The sequence below is a fragment of the Neobacillus dielmonensis genome (genome assembly GCF_000612665.1).
In the GTDB taxonomy this organism is placed as follows: Bacteria; Bacillota; Bacilli; order Bacillales; family Cytobacillaceae; genus Neobacillus; species Neobacillus dielmonensis.
Window position 1 is genome coordinate 80,471 of the sequence record NZ_HG942052.1, and the last position, 22,137, is coordinate 102,607.

The following is a 22,137-nucleotide window of genomic DNA, read 5'->3' on the forward strand; positions in this document are numbered from 1 at the left end:
CTTTACCCTTCCTCCGCAAATGTTTTCACATATGGCTGATGTTGATTTAATAAAGTAGTGACTTTATTTTTCAAAAATTCATTTACATACGGCACTTTTGTCATTGCTTTTTCAATTGCCTGTTTTGTCTGCTTCAAATACTGCTCACAAATGATTAATAGCTGTTGCTGCTGTTCACTAGACAATTCAGATAATCGACAGTCACTGTATGGATATAAATGTGTTTTCAGACTTTCAAATAGGACGGAGTCTTGTTGTTGGACAAAATGTTCCTTTTCATTAAGTAGCCGTTTAAAGAATAACAAGTCTTCAAGAAAATAATTCCAGATATCTAATTTAAAATAACCAGCAAACCGTGTCATAAGAGAGCTTTCAATCAATTTCAAGCTTTCCATTACTTGATCAATACTCGATGGGCTTTGATAGTAAAAGGTTATCTTACTTTCATTAACCTCTTTGACACCTTTGGACAGTGTTTTAATCATTGAAATATCCTTTGAGTCTGCTAGAAGTTTGTAATATAAACCGCTAAAATAATCACCGGCTAATACCGTCAACTGCCGTTCGACTCCATCTTCCTGGAGCTTGGATATATGTTCATGAGTATCAAGGGCTATTTGTATGAGCATGGCCGATAGACAAAGGTTCTCACTTTCCCGCTCCTCCAAATTATGCAAATCTGCAATCGAAACAAGGACAAGAAGCTTATCCTGGTCGATAGTTGGGGATTCAATGTATTTAAGCAAGTAAGTGTCCCACACATATTTTTCGACCTTCTCTTTAATGTTGGTATACTTTTGTCGAATATCCAGCACAATTATCACCCTTGTTTCCCCGAAGTAATATGTCTATGTATGTCTATTATTTAACAAAAAGAGAGTAACGACTAAAAAAGCCCCTGTACGCTATAAAAGGCTCTCACCATTATATCACAAAAGAGAATAATTCGGCACTGCATGACCAAATAAATATATTTCCTTTTCTAAATAACGCAAAGTTTATTCAGAAAAGGAAAGTTATCGGTAGATTATTTTTTCATTTCACTGTCAATTTCCCCATAATTGGTAAGGATTTTGGCATTCCCTCTTATTTTTATCGCAGAAGTGTGTTCTGTAAACTGGGCAAGTAGCACCTCACCTTTATCAAGTTTCTCTAAATGATGAAATTTAGTGTCCGAACCTCTTGTTAGACCGATTACACTAACACCATCTTCCTCTGCCTTTATAACAACATAATCACCGTTTAGACTCCGCTGCTTTTCCAAGTCGCTTCACCCCTGGTTTTTATTTTTTCATCATTAATTTTTGATTAATGAAAGGATTTCTGCCCTTGCTGCCGGATCTTCAGACAACGTTCCACGAACTGCGGTTGTTACCGTTTTGGATCCCGGCTTCTTAACGCCTCTCATCGTCATACACATATGTTCTGCCTCTACAACGACCATTACACCATGTGGTTCAAGCTTTTCTACAATGCTATCGGCAACTGTGGAGGTAATCCTTTCTTGAAGCTGCGGACGTTTAGCAACAGCTTCTACTGCCCTTGCCAATTTGCTTAGCCCCGTGACTCGGCCATTTTGAGGTATGTAAGCCACATGTGCTTTTCCAAAGAAAGGGACAAGATGATGTTCACACATGGAATAAAACGGTATATCTTTCACCAATACAAGCTCCTCGTGGTCTTCACTGAATATGGTTTCGAAATGTTGCTTTGGGTCCTCATTTAATCCGCTAAAAACTTCTTCATACATCTTTGCTACCCTCTTAGGGGTATCAAGTAGTCCTTCCCGGTTTGGGTCTTCACCGATTGCTTCCAATATTAAACGTACCGCTTCCTCAATCTGGGTACGATTCACTTCTGTCATACGTCAATTCCTCCTAATATTCTGCTGTCAATTTGATGACAAGTTCATATTAGCATACTCGTTTCAATGCAAGCAAAAAATTCAAGCATATCAGAGTCACCCAAAAAGAAAAAAGGCCATGGGTGTCCATGGCCTTTGCCTAAGCATTCGCTTAAAGCAATAATTTATGTAATTATTTTACTGCATCTTTAAGCGCCTTACCTGGTTTGAAAGCAGGAACCTTGCTCGCACCAATTTCGATCTCCTCACCAGTTTGAGGATTGCGTCCTTTACGTGCTGCACGCTCACGTACTTCAAAGTTTCCAAAACCGATAAGTTGTACCTTATCACCATTTTTTAAAGCATCTAAAATTGTGTCAAAAACAGCATCAACTGCTTTCGTAGCGTCTTTTTTAGAAAGCTCGCCGGCCTCAGCAACTGCATTGATAAGTTCTGTCTTGTTCATGCCATTCACCTCCTCCCAAAGAAATTCGAGATAAATAAGAATACTTATCTACATTTCTAAACAAAATTTCTAATTTCTATACGTAACAGTTTTGTTTTTTATGCAAAAATTACCAAAGAATTTTGCATGTACAACAACGAATGAACCCCCAAGAAATCCCGTGAAATAAAGGCTTCAGCACTATTACGTAATCTGTTAAAAGATTAACACAATCAAATCCGCATATCAAGAAGAATTCAAGAAATTATGGTAATCTTTTCTTTTGTTCTACAAAATTCTACTTTTTTAGACTTTTTCTGGTAGAAAAGTCCCACAAAAAGTAAAAAAAGGACTCCAATTGGGAGTCCCTAACCTAGAGGATTATTGCGATTAAACCGCCAGAACCCTCGTTAATAATTCTTTCTAATGTTTCTTTTAATTTATATCTAGCATTTTCAGGCATTAACGAAAGCTTCGCATGAATGCCTTCACGAACAATTGAACTCAAACTGCGCCCGAAAATATCCGAGTTCCAAATTGAAAGCGGGTCATCCTCAAAGTCCTGCATCAGGTATCGGACCAACTCTTCACTTTGCTTTTCCGTACCAATTATCGGAGCAAATTCTGATTCGACGTCAACTTTAATCATATGAATGGAAGGTGCTACAGCTTTTAACCTCACACCAAACCGGGCACCCTGCCTGATGATTTCCGGTTCCTCCAAACTCATATCTGAAAGAGTTGGCGAGGCGATTCCGTATCCAGTCTGCTTCACCATCTTCAATGCATCTGAAATATGATCATATTCAGCTTTTGCATGGGCAAAGTCCTGCATCAACTCCAGAAGATGATCTTTTCCCCGGATCTCAACACCTACAATTTCTTTTAAAATATCATCATACAATTCATCTGGGGCAAACAAGTCAATTTCAGCTACTCCAGAGCCCATTTCAACCCCAGCTAATCCTGCTTTCTCAATAAAGTCAAACTCACTGAATTGCTGCACTACCCTATCTACGTCTCTTAATCTCTTGATATCTTTAACAGTTTCTCTGACAGCATCTTGGTAGCTCTCACGAAGCCAATGGTTTTCCCTTAGAACCATAACCCAACTTGGAAGGTTAACATTCACCTCTAAAACTGGGAATTCATAGAGAGCTTCACGCAGTACATTCAATACATCGCTTTCTCTCATGCTCTCAACACTCATGGCAATAACAGGAATATCATATTTTTCAGAAAGACTGGACCTTAATGTTTCCGTCGCCGGATGATATGGCTGAGCACTGTTTACAACCATGATAAATGGTTTTCCAACTTCCTTTAATTCTTCAATGACTCTTTCTTCAGCTTCAATATAGTTGCTTCTTGGTATTTCACCAATAGTGCCATCAGTTGTTACCACGACACCAAGTGTAGAATGTTCTTGTATTACTTTTCTAGTACCTATTTCAGCCGCTTCATGGAAAGGTATAGGTTCTTCATACCAAGGAGTGTTAATCATCCTAGGACCATTCTCATCCTCATATCCCTTTGCACCTGGAACAGTATAACCCACACAATCTACCAGCCGAATATTCACATCCAAGCCCTCATCAACATGAACCGTAGCCGCCTGATTCGGCACAAATTTTGGTTCAGTTGTCATAATCGTCTTTCCAGCGGCACTCTGTGGAAGTTCGTCCTGTGCCCGTGATCTTTCCGCTTCACTTGATATATTCGGTAATACCACTAGCTCCATGAATTTCTTAATGAATGTCGACTTTCCCGTACGGACTGCTCCTACTACCCCTAAATAAATATCGCCTCCGGTCCTCTCGGCAATATCCTTAAAAATATCAACCTTTTCCAAGTGATCCCCTCCTGAATTTTAGAGTGTAAAGTGGGATAATTTCATCCATATAGCTATTTTTGGACAGTATATGTTTATGACGTTGTCCTATATGGTTATGACACTTTTCTTAAATTTTTTACCTCCTTATTCAAGTTTCATAAGGATTCATGGATTAATAGTGCCTAAGTCTTCTTCACTGGAGGGTTTCTATTAATTATTTTCACGGATATGACATATCAGGAATTATCACATCACGCTCATTACAGAACAAAAAAACCCTTCACCTACAATATATTTCTTGGTGAAGGGGATATGACTAAAATTAATTCTTATTTATTATATCCAAGATATTCACTCCATTTATTTCTCAAGGAAAACTGGTTCATTTGTAGCAGCCTCTATTGTGTATGGAAGTGAGTAAGCAGGGACAAACAACGAATCTTCGGTAAGAAGCTGGCGGATGTCTTCTCCTGGAGTGATTTGGCGCTTTGTCTGTTTTAAAGCTTGATATAAATCCGGAGCGTAATCCGCATAAATTCCTCCATCCGTACTAATAACAAAGGAAAGGTTCTGCCCGGTAAATGGGCTAATTGCATATGGCGGCTTGTTATAGCCCAATTGTTTATAATCTAACGTATAGACATTTCTAGCAATCTGCTTTTTAAAGGGCGGGTATCCCTTCGTTTTAATTCTTAATTGAATTTCGCGAATAGTCTCGGCCATTCTTAAATCAAGCAGTTTCACTGTTGGATTCGTTTCTACATCAATTAACACATATTGAAAAATCCCACCGCTCTCAAATGCATTCCCAGGAGGCTCAGCGATATATTTAGGTGCAATTTTTTTAAACTCAATGGGATACTTTTGATAAATCGGTGTGTTATAGTCTTTTGTCTTAATAGGGAGAATCCCCCCATTGTCCTGTCTAAATTCATCTACCGCTGTCTGAACGGATTGTATTTGGTCCTTATAGGGTATTTGGTTTTCCGTTAATTTTTCATCAGGGTACATACATCCTGTCAATAAAAAAACGATTAAGCTGAACAAACAGGCAGCTCTTGTCCATTTCATATAATCACCTTTAATATTATGTAAAATATACAAGATTACGCTAAAAAGACGATTAACAGCGTAAATCCTGCTCCAATCAAAAATACATAGGCCAAAATCGCAGTTAGAATCTTAAATACTCCTTTTAGTTTAAATCTGCTTAAATAAATGGTGATCATGGCAAGAAACATCAAGCCGATTCCGGCAATTGAAATCCACATTTTTACCATTCCAGGTGACAAGTGTAATACCCCCTTTTCCGAATGCTATTATAACATAAGAACTTGTTATATAAAAAATAAAAAAAGCTGAAGTAAAGTGGGGCGTCTCTTTACTTCAGCCAGCGGACTAAAAATACCCAAACCAGGCGTTAAACTACCAAGTTGCTTCGCTCACATTTTATGCATACTAAATGAAAAGCGTATCATCGAACGCCTATATTCTTGTTAAAAAGGTACTTTTTTATTATTTATAACATTCGTTCATCCAGTACATTCACTAAATCTTCCATCTCATGAGTCTTTCCACGTGACATGAGTTCATCTACAGCATCTTTGGCATTTTTGCCAGCAAACAAGATTCCGTAAAGGGCATTCGTTATCGGCATTTTCACTTCATATTTTTTGGCTAACTGATGTGCTGCTTTTGTGGTTCTAACCCCTTCAACCACCATACCCATGTTATCAAGTACCTCTTCAAGTGTTTTTCCTTTTCCTAGCTGATTTCCCGCTCTCCAATTTCTAGAATGTACGCTTGTACAAGTCACAATTAAATCGCCAATTCCGGCCAGTCCGGAAAAAGTAAGTGGATTGGCTCCCATTTTTGTACCCAGTCTCGCTATCTCAGCCAACCCTCTTGTAATCAAAGCGGCTTTCGCATTATCTCCATAGCCAAGCCCATCCGATATTCCCGCTGCCAATGCGATGATATTTTTTAAGGCGCCGCCAATTTCCACACCGATCACATCAGGGTTGGTATAAACACGAAAATTATGATTGATAAACAGGTCCTGAATTCTTTCGGCCGCTGTCATTTCTTCCGAAGTAACCGTTACGGTTGTAGGGTGTCGCAAACTTACTTCCTCAGCATGACTAGGGCCAGATAAAACAACAACAGCTTCTAAACGTTCAGGGGGCATTTCCTGTTTAATCATTTCAGAAATTCTAAGCAAGGAGTCGGGTTCGATTCCTTTACTCACATGGGCGATAATAATAGGTTCAGTAAGAACTGGTGCCAATTTGCCAATCACTTCGCGTATTGCCTTTGTCGGTACTGCTAATATGACAGTATGGATTCCTGACAGAGCCTCTGATAACGAAGCCTGTCCAACGATTAATTCCGGAAGGTCAATTTCAGGCAAATATTTTTTGTTTGTGTGGTGCTCATTAATTTCTTTTACCTGCTCTTCGTTATGGCTCCATAGCCGTACCTTGTGTCCATTATCCGCTAAAACCATTGCAAGTGCTGTGCCCCAGCTTCCAGCACCTAATACAGCAATTTCTTCTGATTTTCCCTGCAAGACAACTCACCCGGCTTTCCGTTATTTTCTCTCCCTAGCGAAAATTTTAATTGGTGTCCCCTCAAAACCAAATGCGTCCCTAATTCGATTCTCGAGGAAACGTTCATAAGAAAAATGCAATAATTCAGGTTCATTTACAAAGATGACGAAAGTAGGCGGTTTTACAGCTACTTGAGTTGCATAATAAATTTTCAGCCGCTTCCCTTTATCTGTAGGTGTCGGATTCATGGCAACAGCATCCATAATGACATCGTTCAGGACACTCGTCTCGACTCGTCTAGAATGGTTTTCACTAGCCAAATTAATCATTGGCAGCAAGGTATGAATTCGTTTTTTAGTCTTGGCTGACAAAAATACAATTGGAGCGTAGGATAAATACAAGAAGTGGTCCCGTACTTTTTGTTCAAACTCCTTCATTGTTTTTTCATCTTTCTCAATGGCATCCCATTTATTAACAACAATGACAACAGCTCGCCCAGCTTCATGTGCATAACCGGCAATTTTTTTGTCCTGTTCAATAATCCCTTCTTCTGCATTTAAAACCATTAGGACTACATCAGAACGTTCAATAGCTCTTAATGCACGGAGTACACTATATTTTTCGGTATTCTCATAAACTTTCCCTTTTTTTCTAATACCTGCTGTATCAATAATGACATATTTTTCTCCATTATATGTATATGGTGAATCTATAGCATCCCGAGTTGTACCGGCAATATTACTAACAATTACCCGCTCTTCTCCTAAAATTGCATTAACCAGGGAAGACTTTCCTACATTTGGCCGGCCAATTAGAGAAAACTTAATCACATCATCATCATACTCGTCCTGTTCATCTTTAGGAAAATGTTTTGCCGCAGCATCCAACAGGTCACCCAATCCTAGTCCATGGGAGCCTGAGATTGGAATAGGCTCGCCAAACCCCAGCGCATAAAAGTCGTAAATAAGGTCGCGCATTTCAGGATTATCAATCTTATTAACTCCTAAAACAATAGGTTTTTTGGACCTGTATAAAATCTTAGCCACTTCTTCATCAGCGGCTGTGACACCTTCTCGTCCATTGGTTAAAAAGATGATAACATCCGCTTCGTCTATAGCAACTTCTGCTTGCTGGCGGATTTGTTCTAAAAACGGCTCATCTCCGATATCAATTCCACCAGTATCAATGATATTAAAATCATGTGTTAACCATTCCCCAGAACTATATATGCGATCGCGTGTTACGCCTGGAACATCTTCAACAATAGAAATTCTTTCTCCAACAATCCGATTAAAAATAGTGGACTTTCCAACATTCGGTCTTCCGACAATGGCAATAACCGGTTTAACCATCATAATCGCCATCCTTTCTTTCTGTATTTAAGCACTTAGCTTAAGAAAGAAACCCTTCTTATATGAGAAGGGTAACTTTTATTATCTTAGCAAATGTTTATCGCCTCCTGCAATGGTAAGAGTCCTAAATATTTTACGATGACTTCTGCTTAGCCTTTTCTTGAAGATGAAACAGTTGCTGCAGTACTGAGCCTGAATGTTCCAGAAGATTCCACCCAGAAAGTAAAAGGGCCGTTAATGAAAGGACATTTAAATAATCAAACGAACCAATCTCATAGGGGAATTCCAATCGATTTACTATATAGGCATAGAAAATCTCTCCCTGCATCATTCCGCAGACAACCATTAATAATCTTCGTTTTAATGTTTTTTGGAGCAGCATACTCAAATAACCAATAATAATTGCCAGCATCCATTCCCTTTTAAACAATATCCAAATCGGATCGAATATTTCGAACAATTGAAACGTGATATAGGAAATGGATAGGATTAATGAACAAATAGAAAGATAGATGATAGCACTTAATTTTTGTTTACTAATTTCCCAATACGCAAACACCAATAAGAAAATACCGCCGATGAAAACTTTATTTTGACCGATCGTCAAATAACTATTTGAAACAATGATGGTTACTAAAATCAACGCAGATAATTTAAACCGATATGGATTTTGTTTGTTAACGATAAAGGTAAGATACACCCAAAACAACCAGAAGATCCAGTAAAACATGTACCCATCCATTTCGCATACACCTCCTATTATTTTCATTATGGGCTGCCAATATGTATTTTCATACTTCCTTGAATAATATTCAGGGAGAGAATCATTCTATAAACAGGAGGTGTGAGGCGATGGGAAAAGACCGTCAAGAAGAAAAACTGAAAAAGATAGGGAAAACCGGGAAAGACCGAGATCAAGCACTGCACTATCCAGGCTCAACTAAGATGTCAAGTCCCGAAGAAGCACGGGATTTAAATAACGGAAAATACGATATGTAAAACTCGAACAAAAAAGAGGATAGCAAAGAACTTAATCTTTTTAGAAAAGAAAAAGCCGAGTGAAGCTTCGCAGACAGGCTTCGCTACTTACCAGTTACGGTGATTGAAAGTGGCTAGTGAGGCACTCAATGGCTGCAACCCAGCCGAACTATATAAATGATTGCAACACATTTTGCAAGGCTAGAAATGGTGTGTTGCAATACATTAGGTTAATTTACTTCCTGTTTATTGAGCGGAAGGTGCGAAGACTCCTGCGGGAGTACGGGGCTGGGGAGACCCCGCAGGCGTTCGCGCCGAGGAGGCTCCCCGGCACGCCCTAAGGTCCGCGAAGGAAATGGAGAAGAATTCAACAGGCCCCGTAGCATGGATAATAAATTTCAAAAAAGGTTTTTTATATAAAAAATTGTCGAGAAATACCCTTTCTCGACAATTTGAGGATGACTGCAGTCATCCTCTTTTACGCTCCATTGAACGCTGGCTATACATTTTTGTATCTATTCCTCTTTGATTTAACCAATGATAGACTTCACCAGAGATTAAAACAGGGGTCCTTTTTAGATCGGAAATTGTTTGCGCTCCGAGAGCGGTCATAATAAGCACCATTTCTTGATGCAGAGATTCAATTTCCTCCTTAAGCTTGTCAATTCCCTCTTCGACGAGAACTCTTAGGAAATACCCCGCCATTCCAATTGCATCAGCCCCTAAGGAGAGCCCTTTTATAATATCCAGACTTCTATTAAATCCACCCGAGCCAATAATCGAAAGCTGTTTCGAAACGGAGGAAGCTTCTACAATTGATACGGGTGTAGGAATACCCCAATCAGTAAAAAACGACAATGTCTTTTTTCTACGTTTATTTTCAATCTCAGCGAAATTCGTTCCTCCATACCCTCCGATATCAACAATTTTGACACCTGAGGATAATAATGCCTGCACGGTTTCTTTCGACATGCCAAATCCCACTTCTTTTACAATAACCGGCACGTCCAGCCTCTTAACAATCTCTTCAATTCTCTTCAACGCACCAGTGAAGTCTCTGTCCCCTTCCGGCATGGTTAGTTCTTGTATGACATTCAAATGGATTTGCAGGGCATCAGCAGCAATCATATCTACAGCAGTTTTTGCATCATCCACCGTTGCTTCACTTCCAAGATTAGCAATCATAATACCAGAAGGATTCTCTTTGCGAATGACTTCGTATGTATACCTTTGGGTTGGGTCCTTTATTGCGGCGGTTTGGGAACCAACTGCCATTGCCAGCCCTGTTTCCTTTGCTGCGATTGCCAGCTGTTGATTTATTTGAAACGTTTTTTCACCGCCACCCCCTGTCATCGCATTGATGAAAATTGGCGAACTTAAAGAAAGTTCGCCAATGACATGGTGTAACCGAACATCACTCATACTGATATCTGGTAAGCTCTGGTGAATAAACTTTATATCGTCAAAAGCAGACGAGCTCTTATGCCCTGCTTCCAGGGCATAACGGATATGATCCCATTTACGTTCGGTCCTAGACACAATCAATCACCATTATTTTCCTAGATTCTTTAATTTATCTCCGATCATTTCTCCTAGCTGGAAGCCTTTTGACTCTTCAGGTAGTTCATAATCGACATTCTCTTCCACTTCTTTTTCAAGCAGGTCTTTTATGCTTAAAGAAAGGCGCTGTTCTTGTTCATTGGCATCTAGTACCTTAACCTGCACCTCTTGGCCTTCCTTCAATACTTCATGAGGAGTTCCGATATGTTTGTGAGCAATCTGAGAAATATGGACTAGTCCCTCTACTCCTGGGAAAACCTCAACAAAAGCACCGTAAGACACCAAGCGCTTCACAGTACCGGTTAGGATACTGCCAGCAGGAGCTTTATCAGAAATATTTGTCCAAGGTCCTGGTAGTGTATCTTTAATGGATAAAGAAATTCTTTCATTCTCACGGTCAACATTTAATACTTTAACTTGGACTTTTTGCCCCTCTTGCACCACATCAGAAGGTTTATTGACATGTTCGTGAGATAATTGAGAGATATGAACAAGGCCATCAATACCACCAATATCAACGAACGCACCAAAATCGGTAATTCGCTGTACGGTACCTTCAATCACCTGACCAGGTTCTAAAGCATTCAAACGACCTTGCTTTTGTTTGCCCTTTTCTTCCTCAACCACAGCACGGTGAGATAGGATAAGACGGTTCTTTTCTTTATCAAGCTCAACAATCTTAAATGTAAGAGTACGGCCTTTATAATCACTGAAATCTTCTACAAAGTAGGTTTCTACTAATGAAGCTGGGATAAAGCCTCGAACTCCAAGATCAACTACTAAACCGCCCTTTACAACGTCTTTGACTTCTGTTTCAATGATTTCACCAGATTGGAATTTTTCCTCTAGGGCATCCCAAGCCTTTTCAGCATCTACTTTTCTCTTAGAAAGGACTAAAGCTTCTTCTTCTACTTTTACTACTGAAAGTTCTAATTCATCGCCTACAGAAACAGCATCAGAAGCTTTTTCAATATGCAAGCTTGACAATTCACTGATTGGAATAATGCCATCCAATTTGCTTCCTTGAATGTCTACAAGCACCTGTTTCTCCTCGACTTTGGTAACTTGTCCCGTTACTCTGTCGCCAATTTCAAAATTTCTTACTTCAACTTGATTCAACTCTTCAGACATATGTAATCCTCCTTAATCCTACTACAAATCTATACATGAACCGCGAATTGCCAATTCAGTCACCATAAGAGTGCAAAAAGGCACTCAAAATCACACAATTTTGTATGTCGGACCAGCCACTTCGGCAATTCATTTGGCTGCTAATATTATTATGGATGCAATATTTGTCAATAAATTCTGATTAGCCAAAAAAAAGATTCTCATTTATTAACTTCTTATAAATAAGCTATTTTGTCAAGCAGAACCTATCGATACTCATTAATAAGTTTATGAATTTCTGACATAATTAATTCAGTAACTTGTTCAGGGGATGCTTTGGATGCCCGCATTTTCTCCATATCAATTGGCTTACCAAAAACAACTTTCATTTTATGTAACGCTTTATAAGGCCCAATGACTGCGCATGGAGATACTACACAATTGGTTCTAAGCGCAAAGAACCCCGCTCCTGCCAAACCTTTTCCTAATTCTCCATTTTTACTTCTAGTTCCCTCAGGAAACAGACCTAAAACATGTCCTTCCTTTAAAACACTCATGCCTTTTCTAAGTGCCTCGCGGTCACTCATTCCTCTTTTTACGGGAAATGCATTGCACTTCCGTACAATGCTGCCTAGGACTGGAACACGAAAAATTTCTTCTTTCGCCATAAAATAGATGGGTCTTGGAGCTGAAATTCCAACCACGATTGGGTCAAAATTATGAATATGGTTGGAACACAAAAGCACCCCTTGTTCCTTTGGGATATTTTCCTTCCCTATTACTTCTATTCTATACCATGGCTGGAAAATTGATTTCACCACAGCTCTTGCGAATGAATAAAATGTCACACTACCCAATCCTTTCGTTTGCAAGCTTCATAATCGCTTCGACTACATCAGGAATGGTCATTGAAGTGGTATCAATTTCAATTGCATCATCTGCTTTTTTTAAAGGTGCAGCCTCTCGCTCAGAATCGATTTTATCTCTGCGGGCGATTTCTTGCTTTAATTTTTCTAAATCTGATTGAAATCCCTTTTGAAGGTTTTCGTGATGCCGCCGCAATGCCCGTTCTTCCACACTAGCTAGCAGGAACACCTTTACTTCAGCATTAGGCAGAACATGGGTGCCGATATCTCTTCCATCCATTACCACGCCTCCCCCTTTTGCAAAATCCTGTTGCCGTCTGACCATTTCCTCACGTACCTTTTTGTGCTTCGAAACAATCGAGACTGAGTTGGTGACATCACTTGTTCGAATTGCTTCTGTGACATCTTGATGATCCAAATAGACTAGTTGCCCATTAATAGCAGGCAATAATTCTATATTTGTGGATAACAGCATGTCTAACAAGGTATCCTCATCCTCTAAGTTAACCTTATTTAAAAGTGCTTTATAGGTTAACGACCGATACATGGCACCAGTATCAATATAAATATACGATAATTTTTCAGCAACAATCTTTGCTACTGTGCTTTTGCCAGCCGCAGCTGGACCATCAATAGCAATTGATATTTTTTTATCCATAAATCCTCCTTGTTACGTTACTCTCTTAGGTTGTCTCGTATTTATTTTACCATAATTTACGGATTACCTTTGTTTTTTAGTCCATTAAAAAGGATAATTTTATTAAATTTTAGTTTCCTGACACACTGTTGCATTCCAATACTCCTTATACAAAAAATAAAAGCAGTTGCCTGCTTTATTTTCCCCTTTGGAAAGTCTGGAGTATTTCGGTGAGCGTGCTTTCATTCACACCTTCATATTTTGTAAGTTGATTTAGTTTCGGCATGATATCGAGTTGATGAAACATAAGTTGTGTTAATAGTAAGAAGACAAACTGAATAATAATAACTTTGATTAGAATTTGTTCTATTCGTTTCACGATTATCACCTGGTTTTGTTATCAAGTTATTCCCATTATCGGTAAACTACAGGTCTTTTATTCTAATCTGTTGGAAAGGGAAAAAGGAAAAGCAACTGCTTTTCCTACAACACCCCGTCATAAGTTTCTTCTGGATTTTTCAGTTTTTCCACTTCTTCCTCATTACCGTCCTTTGCATTTATGAAAATACGATAAGTATCGTTACCGATTGTCCCTAGAAACTCATAACATAATACTTCTTCATTTAAATCATTAACAATAATCGCCTGTCGGTCTTCCATTACCTTTAAGTTAGGATTAATCTTTGTTTTTGCCTCGTCAACCGAAATGGCCGGTTTCTCAATATTCCTTTTTTTGAAAGACTTTAGATATTCTTCAGCCGACACCCCGATGATATCTCCATTATCCAAAGCTACCTGTACTTTTATCGACTCTGGGTAAACTCTTACACCGTTACTGTTCGTTACGAAATTGAAAACACCCATGTTTTCATATTGTGAGCTTTCAAATTGCTCCATATTTTTATAACCGTTATCTGATAAGAAGGCCTTAGCTCGATTACTAGCATCATTCAGACTAATTGCTTGTTTTTTTACCTCCCGATTATTGATGAACCAAATCGGGCGGCCAGCTTTTTTAGTAATATCCATATTGGCTTCCTGGCCTGTTTTTTTATTTTGGACGGCCACACTATAAAATCCAAAATCAGAACCCTTTCCATTTTTCGTCACTTTCACTGTGGCATTTCCGTCAAATTTCATGTATTTTTTTGCAATCCTAATTGCTTCATTGCGAGATATTGTCTTTCCAATAATATTGTTATAGTTTTCGTCCTTTATTTGCATATTGGAGAATGTTACGCCTTGGTCAGATTCATCGTAGCCGGTCACTGTTTTTTCTACGGTTTTAAATCCATCAATGATCGTATTGTCCGTCTGTTCTTTTCCTGATGCAAGGGCCATTTCGACATCCATCCAGCGCAAATTATTTTTCAACACCATTGATTGCACTTTACGAAGTTCATTCTGGATATCTCCTGATTGTTTATAGAGCGTCTTTAATGTTTCATATTCCTTTTCTGATAATGGATCCTTCTCCAAGTCTCTAACTGCTGTTTTATAGCTAAAATTTCCTATGTTCGCTAAGAATTCTTCCGTTTTATTAAATGGCAGTAACGACAAGGGCAGCTGTCCCACATCACTATGTGCTTGGGAGGTTAGTCTCCAAACCTCAATGAGGGATGGAGATAAAGAGTTTTTTGAGTTCATGGCAAGGGTTGTGCCTATTTTATCATGCAATAAATCAACCCGATAAGTTAAGTTGTGAAATGCCCGTTGATAATTATTCTCGGCATTCAAAAGTACCGCGTTCTTTTCCTGATGCTCCTGATAACCCCAGTAGGCTGTACCGGCAATGCCTAATGCCAGAATTCCTATCAATATTCCTCTAATCATGCTTTTCACCTCTATTTACAGAAGATATGTTTTCCGATCTTTTTAATTTGCGGTCTTCCCCAAATCCATGAACTTGTAGCGGTAGCTGGATTAAAATAGTATAACGCTTCACCTGTTGGATCCCAGCCATTAATGGCATCCATCACCGCTTTTTTCGAATTTTCATTCGGAGTCAGCCAAATTTGTCCATCCGCTACAGCAGTAAACGCGCCCGGTTCAAATATCACACCGGAGACTGTATTCGGAAAAGAAGGACTGTTAACCCGATTTAAGATAACGGCAGCAACAGCGACTTGTCCTATGTATGGCTCACCTCGGGACTCTCCATGAACGGCATTTGCCATCAGCCGAATATCATTTTGCGAAAACCCTTTTGGAGTATTGGAAGCTGTTGGTTTCGCTTTATTTGTTCCGGTTGTTTTAGCGGTATTCCCTCCTGAAGTCGTTGGAGGATTTTTATAATCATATTTTGTGACCTTCACCAGCTTTGCCTTTGTTGTGGGACCTGCCACTCCATCAATAGGCAGACCAAATTCATATTGAAAATTTCGCAATGCCCAATAGGTCCCCCAGCCAAAGACCCCATCAATCTTCCCATGATAAAACCCAATATAGTTAAGCCGTGATTGCAGTTCAATAACATCATCACCAACTGCCCCCTGCTGAATCACTTGACCTGTGAATGCTTGAGCAGAGTTTGTCTTTACCAATGATACTGGTGTAAGGCAAAGAAGAGCCAAGATGAGATATTTTGTAAACCATTTCTTCTTCATGGATTAATAACCCCCATTGTAAATCTTTTTACAGTAACCCTATTTTTTGTTTTACTGGGGATTTTATTCCAAAAAAATAAAAACCCTTCACTTATAAATGAAGAGTTTTTTGAATCGGGATATTAAAATGTTTGGCACTTAGTATTTTTGCTTTTTTTACTTTCCGGAGGCCAAACCACCACAGGAAAATCATAAACGGAAAAATAATAATTAGCCAGTTTTCAAGTGATATCAAAATAAAATCGTAGAAACCATGCAGCAAGGCAGGTAACATCAATGAGAGAGTGACCCACTTAGCTTTACTACCTTCCGTAAATTTGGCTTTCCCAATATAATAACCCATAATGACTCCAAACAGGGCATGACTGGACACTGGTAATAACGCACGTGTCATAGCATGTTCAATTCCGTTGGCGACTAAATAAAAAACATTCTCGACGGTTGCAAATCCAAGTGATACTGCGGATCCGTAGACAATGCCATCAAATGGTTCATCAAATTCAACATGTTGATACACAATATAGAATAGGATAAACCATTTAAAAAATTCTTCTAAAAGGCTACTAGTCAAGAACGCGTCGATAAATTCTGTCTTAACCAGATTTTCGGCTTCAAGTACGTGCTGGATAAACATGATTGGAAATACTAAAAGCGCACCGTATAGAAAAGTCCGCAGCACAAATGAAACTGGCTCAGATTCATATTCATCTTTCAGGTAAAAGTAACTAAGCAGGGCAATGCCCGGAGCGATTCCGGCCGATAATATTCCCAGCATGATAAACTCCTTTTAACATCATTTACTTAAGTCTAACATGGAAAGACAAATAAAGAAAACAATAGATTCATTCCGATGTATACATTTTTTAGAAGAATGTACAAGAGTGTACACCCGTAATACAAGCCGTTTCACCTTCAATATGAAATATGGTTGACTCCACTGGCTAATGCAACAGCCAATTTGATTCTTGCCTTTTTCGAGTCATAGTCACTGCCAAGAATGACTCCTTTCTTATACAAGTCATAAGCACTTCCTTTATAGTCATAGGTGGTATATACAGCACCTTCCTCTGCACTCGTGGCTATGACGATTTTAATTCCTTCTTTAATCGCCTGTTCAATTTCTTCCATCATTGAAGGGGCCACCTGCCCTCGGCCAACACCTTCAAGAACAATACCACTTACACCCGACTCCCGCGCTGCTTTTATAAATTTCCCGTCCGCCCCAATATAACACTTAATAATATCCACTTGCGGGATTGCTGATGCAACGTGGAAATACTCCCGTTTCATTGGTTTCTGGAAAATCTGAACAGTATCGTTGTCAATGATTCCAAGATAACCAAATCCAAAAGCATTAAATCCTTGGAGATTGGAAGCATGTTCTTTTTTTACATACCGGGCAGCAAAAATTCGTTCATTAAAGACGACCACCGTACCTGCACCGTGTAAATCAGGTGAACAAGCGGAATAAATCGCGTGCCTTAAATTGGTGTACACATCACTGCCTAAATCTTCTGGAGATCGCTGCGAACCTGTCACTACTACCGGGCGAGTATCTTTAATGGTTAGGTCCAGAAAATAAGCCGTTTCCTCCATTGTATCGGTACCATGGGTAACCACGACCCCTGAAACCGATTGATCATGAAAATAAGTCTCAATTTTATTCTTTAAAGTCAGCAGGTCATCAAAAGTAATATGAATACTTGCTTTTTGAAAAACAGATTCCACTATGACTTCTATGTCATTTGGTAATTGGCACATGGCGATTAATTCTTCACCTGTTAAAGCACCTGATGACAGTTTACCTGATTCTTTGTTTGGCTTACTTGCAATCGTTCCACCTGTTGTCAATAAGACCACTTTTCTCATTTTTGTCACCCTCTTGCCTCTTTTTCCACGATGGATCGCCCAATTTGACCGCCATGAAACCGTCCATTTTCAATAAATATTTCATTTGCATTATTCCCTGCAGCAATTACGCCCGCAATATATATCCCTTGAACGTTAGTTTCCATGGTGTCTGGGTTATAAAAAGGCCGACCTGTTTCCTTGTCAATCTTGACACCCATGGTTTTGAGAAATTGGTGATCCGGGTGATATCCAGTCATAGCAAAAACATAATCGTTTTCGATCACCTTTTCAGTTCCATTTTTCAAATAAACAACTTGGTCTTCAGTAATTTCTTTTACCACCGAGTTAAACTCCATTTTAATCCTCTCATTGCGGACCAATGACTCAAATTCAGGAAGAATCCAGGGTTTGATACTTGTGGAGTATTCGGTTCCTCGGTATATTACTGTCACCCGTGCATTGGCTTTTACTAGCTCAATGGCAGCATCCACACTGGAGTTTTTCCCGCCTATGACACAAACATCTTTATCAAAATAAGGGTGTGCTTCCTTAAAATAGTGGAATACTTTGGGAAGGTTTTCGCCAGGTACATTCATATAATTTGGATGATCATAATAGCCTGTTGCAATTACAACATAGCGCGCCTGATAAACGGCTTTATCTGTCAAAACCTTAAAGAACTCCCCTTGTTTCGATACCTCTGCAACTTTTTCAAATGCGTTGATCCGAAGCTTCTTTCTTTTTGCTACTTCACGATAATACACAAGTGCCTGGTTTCTTCTCGGTTTATAATTATCCGTTACAAAAGGGAAGTCCCCAATCTCTAATTTCTCGCTTGTGCTAAAAAATGTCTGGTGGGTTGGATAATGATATATAGCATTCACAATATTCCCCTTTTCAATAATTAAGGGATTTTTTCCAATATCCTGCATAGCAATGGCAGCTGCTAGACCACATGGACCTCCGCCTACGATGATGATATCTTCGATTTGCATGATTAATTCTCTCCTTTAAAAACACACATCTAACGGAAACTTTCTATTAAAAAACTCCTATCCAACTATGATAGGAGTTTTTAAGAAATATTTCAATGTTAAATCCATCCCCTGAACCGGCTTGCCTCTGCCATTTTTCTTACGCCGACCATATAGGCAGCCAATCTCATATCTACCCTTCGTGTTTGAGCTGTTTCATAAATATTATTAAAAGCTTTTACCATCACCTTTTCAAGCTTTTCTTCTACCTCTTCCTCGGTCCAATAATAACCTTGGTTATTTTGAACCCATTCAAAGTAAGAAACAGTTACACCACCAGCTGAGGCAAGAACATCCGGAACAAGGAGAATTCCACGATTAGTAAGAATTTTAGTTGCTTCTAGTGTAGTAGGACCATTGGCTGCTTCGACGACGATGTTCGCACGGATATTATGAGCATTATCTTCTGTAATTTGATTTTCAATTGCCGCAGGAACAAGAATATCGCATTCCAGTTCAAGCAATTCTTTGTTAGTAATTGTATTGTTAAATAGTTTAGTAACTGTTCCAAAACTGTCACGGCGATCCAAAAGGTAATCGATATCCAGGCCATCGGGATTGTAAAGTGCCCCATAAGCATCAGAGATGCCCACTACTTTAGCGCCGCCGTCATGCATGAATTTAGATAGATAACTGCCCGCATTCCCAAAGCCTTGGATCACCACCCGGGCACCTTTGAGCGAAATTCCACGTTTTTTAGCCGCTTCCTGAATACAGATTGTTACTCCTTTTGCGGTTGCAGATTCACGTCCATGGGAACCTCCAAGTACAAGGGGCTTGCCTGTAATAAACCCTGGTGAATTAAATTCATCGATTCTGCTATATTCGTCCATCATCCAAGCCATAATTTGAGAATTGGTATAAACATCTGGGGCAGGAATATCCTTAGTAGGCCCGACGATTTGGCTGATGGCCCGTACATATCCCCGGCTCAATCTTTCAAGCTCCCGAAAAGACATGTCGCGCGGGTCACAAACAATGCCGCCTTTTCCTCCCCCATAAGGCAAATCTACTATTCCACATTTTAAACTCATCCAAATGGAAAGGGCTTTTACTTCTGTTTCTGTTACATTTGGATGGAAGCGAATGCCGCCTTTTGTGGGTCCTACGGCATCATTGTGCTGCGCCCGATATCCAGTAAATATTTTCACGGAACCATCGTCCATTTTTACAGGTATCTTAACAGTCATCATGCGCAATGGTTCCTTTAATAGTTCATAAACTTCTTCAGGATAACCTAATTTTTCTAGGGCACTATGGATAACAGTCTGTGTAGATTTTAACACATCGTTTTTATCCTCAGAATTCTTTTTTTCAGTACCTTTTTCGGCTGCCATTAGTAAACCTCCTAGGAAATCACTTTTAAAAATGTTCCCGCTTTCAGTCACAAGTATTACACTTTTGCTTGACTAATGCAAGAGTTAAAATCATTGTCATATTGAGTATGTAACCGCCGGTAATATTGATATACAAGTATTTTATTGTGTACCCTTCCTTCAGGTCAGTAACGCCTCATACAAAAAGGAGAGGACGTCCCCTCCTTTAAAGTTTGATTAAAGAAAGTATTTGATAATTGTTTCAATGGCAGTATCCTCTACGATATTTCTGCCATATTCTTTGAGAATAAATGGACTTTTGATGGAGGCATTTCCATACTCTGAGAGGAGGGCTGCAGCCACTTCATTCTGTTTATCGTCCATTTGGTCAATCAACAAATAATAACGGTTATTCATTTCAAAGATACTGCCTCCCAGTATATTTAACGGGTATAGCCTTTTCGAAACTCCAATGAGGTCTTCAAAATCTTGGAATTCATACAAAAGATCCTGATAACCTCCAACCATTACCTGCATTTCGATAATGCCATCATCAATCATTTCTTCATCTTCTTTGTCATTACTGACAGTGATAATGATAATGATTCCTTGGGCATGGAGGGAGAATATTTCCACCGCAACAGGCCCCCTGATGTCAACATCAAATTCGACACTTGCCTCTTCCACCATATCGTGAAACAATTGGTTCCACTTACCTGAATCCTTCCAAACCTCATCATTAGTGAGTCCTCTTTCAAACAGATCATCTGAGGTTAAGAAGATTTTTATTTTATTGACTGCCAATCGTTCTAAGCGCATTTTTTTGCCCCCTGCCGTGACAATAACTCTTGGTTTAATGTATGGTCTTTGGGGCATTATTGTGAATTGTCTATATTAACTAGGGAGACACTTGTCCATTTTGAATCGTCAATAAATGGCATTCAGCAGGGGCTCCCAATCTTAGAGGTATCCCAGTAGTGCCATACCCATTGCTAATTAGCAATAAGGTGCTTCCTACTTTTTCCAACCCTCCGCGTTTGTATGGACTGTAACCCAACAGATGGATTTGCCCGCCATGGGTATGCCCACTCAAAACGAGGTTAATATGGTGTTCCGGCAATATTTTATCCACTATGTTTGGATAATGGCTGACTACAATCTTAAAACCGGAATTTTCTGTCTTCTCTAGCGCCAAATCAAGCCGATCGCGATTTTGATTCAAATCGTCTACACCAATTAAGTGAAGATTTTCGTGCCCGTCGTCTCGTAGGCTGACGGCTTTATTGTCCAATAAAGTAATTCCTAAATCTGTCAACATGGATGACAGTTTGTTTTCATCAGCTTCAAAATCATTATTGCCCCATACAAAATATACAGGACCTATTGTTAGTAATTTCCCTAAGTTCTCCTTAATCCTTTCGTACGGTACCCCCTTCTCAGTTAGATCACCGCCGATGACAACGAAATCAGCCTTGCCTTTTACTGCTAGGACCACTCTATCTGAGATGCTCCGTCTATGAATATCAGAAATAAAAAAAATGGAAATTGGGTCCATCTTTTTAGGATAGTCGGGGGATAAGAAATGATGAACAACCACATTGTTCGAAAATGCTTCCCGCAGCATCAAAGAAAGAAGGCATCCTCCAAAAAGGAACAGGATTACCACAAAGTACATCATTCCATTTTCCCCTTTTCCATCATCTTCTCACGGAAATGATAACATATATCAAACTCAAACAAAAAAGGATGAGACTATGAATCCAGCTTAAGTGAAATAATATAGAGAAAACTAGGAGGATACCAATCATATGGCCAATGGCACGTATTCCTTTTGGTTTTTGAATCAGTTCCCTTAGCAGACTACCATTCATTTGCACTCCTGCACATAACACTACGGTGGAAGCAAAAAACTCTAAAGGTTGAAGAATTACTTGAAGAATGAAATCGGTTAAATAAAATGGATGCTGTATTGTTAGCCAAGTGGCCAAGCAATAACCGCAGAGCAATATAGCCATTAATCTAACTAATGCAAATCCCATAAAATATCCCCCCATACCAATGTATGAGGGGGAATATTTATTTTTAACCTTGGCTCTGTTAAATTTGGCTGTTGATTTCCGCTCCAGTCGCTCGCTTTCCGCGGGCGTGCCGGGGAG

At 39.3% G+C, this 22,137-nt stretch carries 25 protein-coding genes; 1 reads left to right on the forward strand and 24 read right to left on the reverse strand.

The features are described from left to right. Window positions 1–2: 2 nt before the first annotated feature. From BN2425_RS08905 to BN2425_RS08950, 10 genes are all read right to left on the reverse strand, one after another. Window positions 3–815: a heptaprenyl diphosphate synthase component 1 gene (locus tag BN2425_RS08905; RefSeq protein ID WP_042457931.1), complete on the reverse strand. Its 813-nt coding sequence runs from the start codon at window positions 813–815 to the stop codon at window positions 3–5. A gap of 212 nt (window positions 816–1,027) precedes the next feature. Beyond that, entirely contained in the window at window positions 1,028–1,264 is a 237-nt protein-coding gene (mtrB, locus tag BN2425_RS08910; RefSeq protein WP_042457852.1) for a trp RNA-binding attenuation protein MtrB, read from the reverse strand. A 33-nt stretch (window positions 1,265–1,297) separates the two neighbouring features. Next, entirely contained in the window at window positions 1,298–1,864 is a 567-nt protein-coding gene (folE, locus tag BN2425_RS08915; protein ID WP_042457854.1) for a GTP cyclohydrolase I FolE, read from the reverse strand. A gap of 172 nt (window positions 1,865–2,036) precedes the next feature. Beyond that, on the reverse strand, window positions 2,037–2,309 hold the full coding sequence (gene hbs / locus BN2425_RS08920) for a non-specific DNA-binding protein Hbs (protein WP_042457856.1): 273 nt from the start codon (window positions 2,307–2,309) through the stop codon (window positions 2,037–2,039). A 352-nt stretch (window positions 2,310–2,661) separates the two neighbouring features. Continuing rightward, a complete protein-coding gene (spoIVA, locus tag BN2425_RS08925; protein WP_042457859.1) occupies window positions 2,662–4,140 on the reverse strand; it encodes a stage IV sporulation protein A in 1,479 nt (492 codons plus the stop codon). A gap of 342 nt (window positions 4,141–4,482) precedes the next feature. After that, window positions 4,483–5,193 (reverse strand): hypothetical protein, encoded by a 711-nt coding sequence (locus BN2425_RS08930; protein WP_042457862.1) that lies wholly within the window; start codon window positions 5,191–5,193, stop codon window positions 4,483–4,485. Between the two features lie 35 nt (window positions 5,194–5,228). Further along, window positions 5,229–5,414: a DUF2768 domain-containing protein gene (locus BN2425_RS08935; protein ID WP_042457865.1), complete on the reverse strand. Its 186-nt coding sequence runs from the start codon at window positions 5,412–5,414 to the stop codon at window positions 5,229–5,231. A 227-nt stretch (window positions 5,415–5,641) separates the two neighbouring features. Further along, window positions 5,642–6,691, reverse strand: a complete 1,050-nt coding sequence (locus BN2425_RS08940; protein WP_042457868.1) for an NAD(P)H-dependent glycerol-3-phosphate dehydrogenase — start codon at window positions 6,689–6,691, stop codon at window positions 5,642–5,644. Window positions 6,692–6,712: 21 nt separating this feature from the next. Further along, window positions 6,713–8,023, reverse strand: coding sequence for a ribosome biogenesis GTPase Der (der, locus tag BN2425_RS08945; protein WP_042457934.1), 1,311 nt, complete (start codon window positions 8,021–8,023; stop codon window positions 6,713–6,715). A 133-nt stretch (window positions 8,024–8,156) separates the two neighbouring features. Beyond that, window positions 8,157–8,765 (reverse strand): YphA family membrane protein, encoded by a 609-nt coding sequence (locus tag BN2425_RS08950; protein ID WP_042457871.1) that lies wholly within the window; start codon window positions 8,763–8,765, stop codon window positions 8,157–8,159. Window positions 8,766–8,875: 110 nt separating this feature from the next. On the opposite strand from BN2425_RS08950, the gene BN2425_RS08955 reads away from it, so the two are divergent. Next, window positions 8,876–9,022: a YpzI family protein gene (locus tag BN2425_RS08955; protein WP_074433030.1), complete on the forward strand. Its 147-nt coding sequence runs from the start codon at window positions 8,876–8,878 to the stop codon at window positions 9,020–9,022. Between the two features lie 447 nt (window positions 9,023–9,469). On the opposite strand, the gene fni is transcribed toward BN2425_RS08955, so the two are convergent. The 14 genes from fni to BN2425_RS09025 all read right to left on the reverse strand — a co-directional run bounded on the left by fni (window position 9,470) and on the right by BN2425_RS09025 (window position 22,020). After that, a complete protein-coding gene (gene fni, locus BN2425_RS08960; RefSeq protein WP_042457937.1) occupies window positions 9,470–10,540 on the reverse strand; it encodes a type 2 isopentenyl-diphosphate Delta-isomerase in 1,071 nt (356 codons plus the stop codon). Window positions 10,541–10,552: 12 nt separating this feature from the next. After that, on the reverse strand, window positions 10,553–11,692 hold the full coding sequence (gene rpsA, locus BN2425_RS08965) for a 30S ribosomal protein S1 (RefSeq protein WP_042457874.1): 1,140 nt from the start codon (window positions 11,690–11,692) through the stop codon (window positions 10,553–10,555). 245 nt (window positions 11,693–11,937) lie between these two features. Then, window positions 11,938–12,519, reverse strand: coding sequence for a lysophospholipid acyltransferase family protein (locus BN2425_RS08970; RefSeq protein WP_042457877.1), 582 nt, complete (start codon window positions 12,517–12,519; stop codon window positions 11,938–11,940). A gap of 1 nt (window position 12,520) precedes the next feature. Then, a complete protein-coding gene (gene cmk / locus BN2425_RS08975) occupies window positions 12,521–13,195 on the reverse strand; it encodes a (d)CMP kinase (RefSeq protein ID WP_042457880.1) in 675 nt (224 codons plus the stop codon). A 175-nt stretch (window positions 13,196–13,370) separates the two neighbouring features. Continuing rightward, window positions 13,371–13,562: a YpfB family protein gene (locus tag BN2425_RS22725; RefSeq protein ID WP_319922070.1), complete on the reverse strand. Its 192-nt coding sequence runs from the start codon at window positions 13,560–13,562 to the stop codon at window positions 13,371–13,373. A 95-nt stretch (window positions 13,563–13,657) separates the two neighbouring features. Beyond that, a complete protein-coding gene (ypeB, locus tag BN2425_RS08985) occupies window positions 13,658–15,007 on the reverse strand; it encodes a germination protein YpeB (protein WP_042457886.1) in 1,350 nt (449 codons plus the stop codon). 11 nt (window positions 15,008–15,018) lie between these two features. After that, entirely contained in the window at window positions 15,019–15,780 is a 762-nt protein-coding gene (sleB, locus tag BN2425_RS08990) for a spore cortex-lytic enzyme (protein WP_042457888.1), read from the reverse strand. A 91-nt stretch (window positions 15,781–15,871) separates the two neighbouring features. After that, window positions 15,872–16,555 (reverse strand): glutamic-type intramembrane protease PrsW, encoded by a 684-nt coding sequence (gene prsW, locus BN2425_RS08995; protein WP_042457891.1) that lies wholly within the window; start codon window positions 16,553–16,555, stop codon window positions 15,872–15,874. A 137-nt stretch (window positions 16,556–16,692) separates the two neighbouring features. After that, the gene (locus BN2425_RS09000; protein ID WP_042457939.1) at window positions 16,693–17,649 is read right to left on the reverse strand and encodes an asparaginase; all 957 of its coding nucleotides are present in this window, start codon (window positions 17,647–17,649) and stop codon (window positions 16,693–16,695) included. Window positions 17,650–17,654: 5 nt separating this feature from the next. Then, the gene (locus BN2425_RS09005) at window positions 17,655–18,626 is read right to left on the reverse strand and encodes a YpdA family putative bacillithiol disulfide reductase (protein WP_042457894.1); all 972 of its coding nucleotides are present in this window, start codon (window positions 18,624–18,626) and stop codon (window positions 17,655–17,657) included. Window positions 18,627–18,724: 98 nt separating this feature from the next. After that, on the reverse strand, window positions 18,725–20,002 hold the full coding sequence (locus BN2425_RS09010) for a Glu/Leu/Phe/Val family dehydrogenase (RefSeq protein WP_042457897.1): 1,278 nt from the start codon (window positions 20,000–20,002) through the stop codon (window positions 18,725–18,727). Between the two features lie 216 nt (window positions 20,003–20,218). Continuing rightward, window positions 20,219–20,800, reverse strand: coding sequence for an adaptor protein MecA (locus tag BN2425_RS09015; RefSeq protein ID WP_042457900.1), 582 nt, complete (start codon window positions 20,798–20,800; stop codon window positions 20,219–20,221). 79 nt (window positions 20,801–20,879) lie between these two features. Continuing rightward, window positions 20,880–21,659 carry a metallophosphoesterase gene (locus BN2425_RS09020; protein WP_042457903.1) on the reverse strand — a complete coding sequence of 260 codons (780 nt, stop codon included), beginning with the start codon at window positions 21,657–21,659 and terminating at the stop codon, window positions 20,880–20,882. 19 nt (window positions 21,660–21,678) lie between these two features. Beyond that, window positions 21,679–22,020 carry a hypothetical protein gene (locus BN2425_RS09025; RefSeq protein ID WP_042457907.1) on the reverse strand — a complete coding sequence of 114 codons (342 nt, stop codon included), beginning with the start codon at window positions 22,018–22,020 and terminating at the stop codon, window positions 21,679–21,681. Window positions 22,021–22,137 lie beyond the last annotated feature (117 nt).

Bases quoted from the DNA above. Each gene is read 5' to 3' on its own strand.
- folE (WP_042457854.1), bottom strand. From the start codon at position 1,864: ATGACAGAAGTGAATCGTACCCAGATTGAGGAAGCGGTACGTTTAATA.
- hbs (WP_042457856.1), bottom strand. From the start codon at position 2,309: ATGAACAAGACAGAACTTATCAATGCAGTTGCTGAGGCCGGCGAGCTT.
- BN2425_RS08930 (WP_042457862.1), bottom strand. From the start codon at position 5,193: ATGAAATGGACAAGAGCTGCCTGTTTGTTCAGCTTAATCGTTTTTTTA.
- der (WP_042457934.1), bottom strand. From the start codon at position 8,023: ATGGTTAAACCGGTTATTGCCATTGTCGGAAGACCGAATGTTGGAAAG.
- BN2425_RS08950 (WP_042457871.1), bottom strand. From the start codon at position 8,765: ATGGATGGGTACATGTTTTACTGGATCTTCTGGTTGTTTTGGGTGTAT.
- BN2425_RS08955 (WP_074433030.1), top strand. From the start codon at position 8,876: ATGGGAAAAGACCGTCAAGAAGAAAAACTGAAAAAGATAGGGAAAACC.
- rpsA (WP_042457874.1), bottom strand. From the start codon at position 11,692: ATGTCTGAAGAGTTGAATCAAGTTGAAGTAAGAAATTTTGAAATTGGC.
- cmk (WP_042457880.1), bottom strand. From the start codon at position 13,195: ATGGATAAAAAAATATCAATTGCTATTGATGGTCCAGCTGCGGCTGGC.
- ypeB (WP_042457886.1), bottom strand. From the start codon at position 15,007: ATGATTAGAGGAATATTGATAGGAATTCTGGCATTAGGCATTGCCGGT.
- sleB (WP_042457888.1), bottom strand. From the start codon at position 15,780: ATGAAGAAGAAATGGTTTACAAAATATCTCATCTTGGCTCTTCTTTGC.
- prsW (WP_042457891.1), bottom strand. From the start codon at position 16,555: ATGCTGGGAATATTATCGGCCGGAATCGCTCCGGGCATTGCCCTGCTT.
- BN2425_RS09000 (WP_042457939.1), bottom strand. From the start codon at position 17,649: ATGAGAAAAGTGGTCTTATTGACAACAGGTGGAACGATTGCAAGTAAG.
- BN2425_RS09005 (WP_042457894.1), bottom strand. From the start codon at position 18,626: ATGCAAATCGAAGATATCATCATCGTAGGCGGAGGTCCATGTGGTCTA.
- BN2425_RS09010 (WP_042457897.1), bottom strand. From the start codon at position 20,002: ATGGCAGCCGAAAAAGGTACTGAAAAAAAGAATTCTGAGGATAAAAAC.
- BN2425_RS09015 (WP_042457900.1), bottom strand. From the start codon at position 20,800: ATGCGCTTAGAACGATTGGCAGTCAATAAAATAAAAATCTTCTTAACC.
- BN2425_RS09020 (WP_042457903.1), bottom strand. From the start codon at position 21,659: ATGATGTACTTTGTGGTAATCCTGTTCCTTTTTGGAGGATGCCTTCTT.
- BN2425_RS09025 (WP_042457907.1), bottom strand. From the start codon at position 22,020: ATGGGATTTGCATTAGTTAGATTAATGGCTATATTGCTCTGCGGTTAT.